This is a genomic window from Aequorivita sp. CRS11, assembly GCF_059693805.1.
Genome location: NZ_JCATIG010000019.1, coordinates 1 through 3,874, shown reverse-complemented (window position 1 = coordinate 3,874; position 3,874 = coordinate 1). Strand labels below are relative to the sequence as shown.

Sequence of the window (3,874 nt, the reverse complement as noted above, 5' to 3'; positions counted from 1 at the left end):
TAGCAAATGACTTGCCGCCAAACAGGTCGGTGGCGCAATGAACTTTCCAGCTCCGCTTGTGAATGTCGATGCCAATGTATAACTTTGGTTGGGCAGTGGGTTCTAATTTCATATCTTATTGTTTTGGTGAACTTTAAAGATACGAGACTCGCTGCTTTTTCATAGATGCTATAATTCATTGCTGGCTGATTTTTCCCTCGGAAAAATCATCGGACAACTTCAATGGGTTGTGATTTATTTGCTAACTTTCACCTAAACACAACCGCAACAAATCATACACGAGACCGTTAGCCTTCATTTAAAAAAAACATTATGAAAATAACCCACTTCCGAAATTTCATAAATGAGTTTCCATATAAAAATCAATCTTTTATTATAAAAAAGGAAAGATGGAATGGAACGGACCAACAAAAGACAATCGACGAAATATTTGACGGAAAAATTACAGCAACCATAAATCGAGATGACCTTTATAAAGTCGGACTAGATATAAAAAAGTTTATTATTATGACATTAATGTGGGGCTATCCAACAAAGGGAAGAGGGAAAAACATCGATACAATGCTTCAAAAATCCAATTTTAAAATGTTGGTGGAAATACTCTTAGACTATAAACACACTGATATTACAACTGAGAAATTAAAAAAACATATAAATTCTATTCCTGGACTCGGTCTTTCTACTATTACTAAGTTCACCCATTTCTTAAATACGACGATTAACGGAAACAAAGCAGTCATTTTAGATAATCAAATTATTGAAGCAATTAGAGCAGGCAATTTTGAAGAATTCAACCATCTTAAAAAGATGACCTATGATAACGCAATTAAATATTACTCTGATTATTTGAAAACAATTAACGAACTATCAACTTCAATGGCTGTTCAACCTGACCAAATAGAAATTTTTTTATTCGCATTTGGTAGAAATTTATCGGAAATAAAAACAGAAATTGATGGATTAAAATAAATAATAATCGAGTTTTAAACTTAATTACTCTTATGGAAAATAATGAATATACAGACTTAGATGATTTCTTTAATCAAGAACCAGAACCTCAAAGTAATTTCAATTATATGCACTTATTTGAATATGTGGTGAATAACAAAAAATTCGAAATGGAACTTACTGAATTCTTGGTTATTGAAAATGGTTTTAGGGAAATATGGAATAACAGTTCAGGAGAACTCGTGGGAGATGGTCAATTCAAGAATTACGTATACCGACACATCGAAAAAGAGTTAAATAATAAAACAATTCTCAAGCCTATTCCCCAAAATGAAGTTGATGAGTGTGTCGAGTTGATTTTAGGCTACTTAACATCAATCGGACAATATGATTCTGACTTTTCGGAATCCTAAAGTCGGAATAAAAACCAATCAGGAAAGAAAAACGAAGGCTAACACTGTATAAAAAAAATAGGGCAAGTCAGTGCTAAACCCAATGTTTCAGGCATATTTGCGAAGTCGCCAAATCTTTTGATTTGGCTTTTAGAAGAATAATTTAAAACAAAATGCAAAAGATTTGGCTTGTTGATAATCCGAAAGTAATCGCTTATCTTCTGCCCTACTTCTTTTATACTAAACGTTGTAACACATTTTGAGAAAACTATTAACATACATATTGATATTCACTTTATGTTTCGGATGTTCTGAAAAAAACACGGAATGGAAATCTGAAATGAATGCAACTATATTCTTTGGTTCAGAACCCAAAAATGAAAAGTTCAATTTGACTTTCAACAGAACGGATAATTCTCTGAATTATAAATATGTCAGTCAAATAGACTCTTCAAAAACTATTTCTATTAGAAAGATTATTCAATCTGACTCTCTTCTATTCGGATTTGAAAAGTTTTTAAAAACGGANTCAAAAACTATTTCTATTAGAAAGATTATTCAATCTGACTCTCTTCTATTCGGATTTGAAAAGTTTTTAAAAACGGATAAAAAATCATATCGGAATGAAAAACTAAATGATTTAGAATTTGAATTTTACGAATTGGAAAATCCTGTAACGGATGGAACTGGACCAATCTTATTTAATTCGGACTATGGTCTACTCGCTATAAATAATGTTTTCGGACCGACAATCATATTTTTGGATGAAAAAGACAACGAATTGACTGAAAAAATATTAACTGCACTGAATGAATAAAAAACGTGTTACAACAATGTATAACCGCAATTACGGCGGATTCGACTACGTCCGAATCCACTCGGAATTGCTAACGTCAGTGCTTAACCGAAAAACATTATCTTTAATCCCGTAACTGACGGTTATACGAAACCGTTGTGTGTCATTTAAAAATCAAAACGATGAAACAATATTTCAAATTGATTATTTTAATCTTAATAACAATTCCTTCATACTGTTTTTCTCAAGACCCGAGTTGTGAATTTGTAATTAATATAGAAAATATCGACAATATCAAATATGATTACAAAATCATAATCCAATATGATTACGAAAAGGAAAGTATTGATTCAATAAAAGAAAAATTAGAAACTCGATGGGAATTTGATTATTCGCTTCCAATTGAAAGTGCTATATTAAAATCTTATGCTAACAATAAAATTCTTGTAGGTTATATTTCTGATTATTGTTATCCAAATCATAATATGGAAAATCAATTAAGAATTATAATCGCCAGAAAAGAAAAAGAAAAAAATGATGTTGAATTAATGTATACTTCCTCAAAATTAGTTCCATCAAGAACGGAAATAATAATTAAAAATTTTCAATCTGGAAAAAGAGAAAGTGAAGTATTTGAATATCATAAAGAATATGTAAATAAAAAAAATGTGGATTATGGACACCAACAATATTTGGTTCTAAATTCAAGAAGAATATACATAAAATAAAAACGCCACACAACAATGGCTCCTATGAAAAGCACTAATCCCGTTCTTCAAAAATAATATTTTTATTTTAATTATCTCATAATGATTGTTTTGGAGTGTTTAACTGTTGGCAATCCTCTCCTGTTTGCTGATTGATTGTCAACATTTAAATACTTATAACTTGCTCCGCATCCTATATGTGATCAACTCGTATTGGTCGTCACCAGCATCTGTATGATTATAAGTTATAATAAACCCGGCCACTTGCTATAAAATGTGATTCCAATTGCTTGGATCACCCACGTTGTTTTGTGGTACGGGTCAATCTACTTCTTTGTGAGCTTTGTTATCTGTTTATTTTATTATTCAATGACCCCTATCTCATAGGGGATCTCTGTTTTTATGACTGCTAAAGTTCTGCTCAATAATTTACGGGCGACCTTGACGATGATGGACTTGGTGTTCTTGCCCAAATGCCTGCGGTAATAGGCCTGCATTACGGGGTCTGTCCTGATGGCCTGCCAGGAGGCCTCTATAAAATAACTGCGCATCAATCTATGTGCCCGCATGGTTATTCCCGTGCTCTTTTGGTTGTCGCCACTCTGGTGGATTCCCGGTGCCAGCCCGACATAGCCGGCCAGATGTTTTATGCTGTTAAAACGCCTGAGATCTCCAAGCTCGCAGAGGATGCCGCAGGCTACGATACCACCTATGCCCGGAACACTTTTCAGTAAATAATAATCTTTCTTGTAATGCTTGCGGCAATAGGCACGCATCTTTGTGGAGACATCCCGCAGCTCCTGGTCTATGAACCTGAAGCTGCGCATCCTGCTGTCCAGCGTCTCACGTGCAGATGGATATGCAAAGGCCACTTCGTCCACCCAATCGCGGAACTTATGGCTCCAGTGGTCATTGTCAAACTCCTCGGGAATAGCAATGCCAAAATACAGCAACTGCATTTTTATAAGGCTCTTGATGCGCCTATAGTCCTTGACAAGATCGTTCCTTCTTCTGAAGAGACTGCGCAGCTG

At 34.1% G+C, this 3,874-nt stretch carries 4 protein-coding genes; 3 read left to right on the top strand and 1 reads right to left on the bottom strand.

Annotated elements, in window-relative coordinates; genetic code table 11:
- The first annotated feature begins 312 nt into the window (after nucleotides 1-312).
- The 3 genes from AC58DT_RS15480 (at nucleotide 313) to AC58DT_RS15470 (ending at nucleotide 2,864) form a co-directional block, all read left to right on the top strand.
- Entirely contained in the window at nucleotides 313-969 is a 657-nt protein-coding gene (locus AC58DT_RS15480) for an 8-oxoguanine DNA glycosylase OGG fold protein (protein WP_497217704.1), read from the top strand.
- A gap of 32 nt (nucleotides 970-1,001) precedes the next feature.
- A complete protein-coding gene (locus AC58DT_RS15475; protein WP_497217703.1) occupies nucleotides 1,002-1,361 on the top strand; it encodes a hypothetical protein in 360 nt (119 codons plus the stop codon).
- Nucleotides 1,362-2,318: 957 nt separating this feature from the next.
- The gene (locus tag AC58DT_RS15470) at nucleotides 2,319-2,864 is read left to right on the top strand and encodes a hypothetical protein (RefSeq protein ID WP_497217702.1); all 546 of its coding nucleotides are present in this window, start codon (nucleotides 2,319-2,321) and stop codon (nucleotides 2,862-2,864) included.
- Nucleotides 2,865-3,205: 341 nt separating this feature from the next.
- Here AC58DT_RS15470 and AC58DT_RS15465 read toward each other — a convergent pair.
- Nucleotides 3,206-3,874: IS110 family transposase (locus AC58DT_RS15465; protein WP_497217701.1), on the bottom strand; the 669-nt coding region annotated here is incomplete at its 5' end.

Coding starts and splice junctions, on each gene's coding strand:
- AC58DT_RS15480 (WP_497217704.1), top strand. CDS start 313: ATGAAAATAACCCACTTCCGAAATTTCATAAATGAGTTTCCATATAAA.
- AC58DT_RS15470 (WP_497217702.1), top strand. CDS start 2,319: ATGAAACAATATTTCAAATTGATTATTTTAATCTTAATAACAATTCCT.
- AC58DT_RS15475 (WP_497217703.1), top strand. CDS start 1,002: ATGGAAAATAATGAATATACAGACTTAGATGATTTCTTTAATCAAGAA.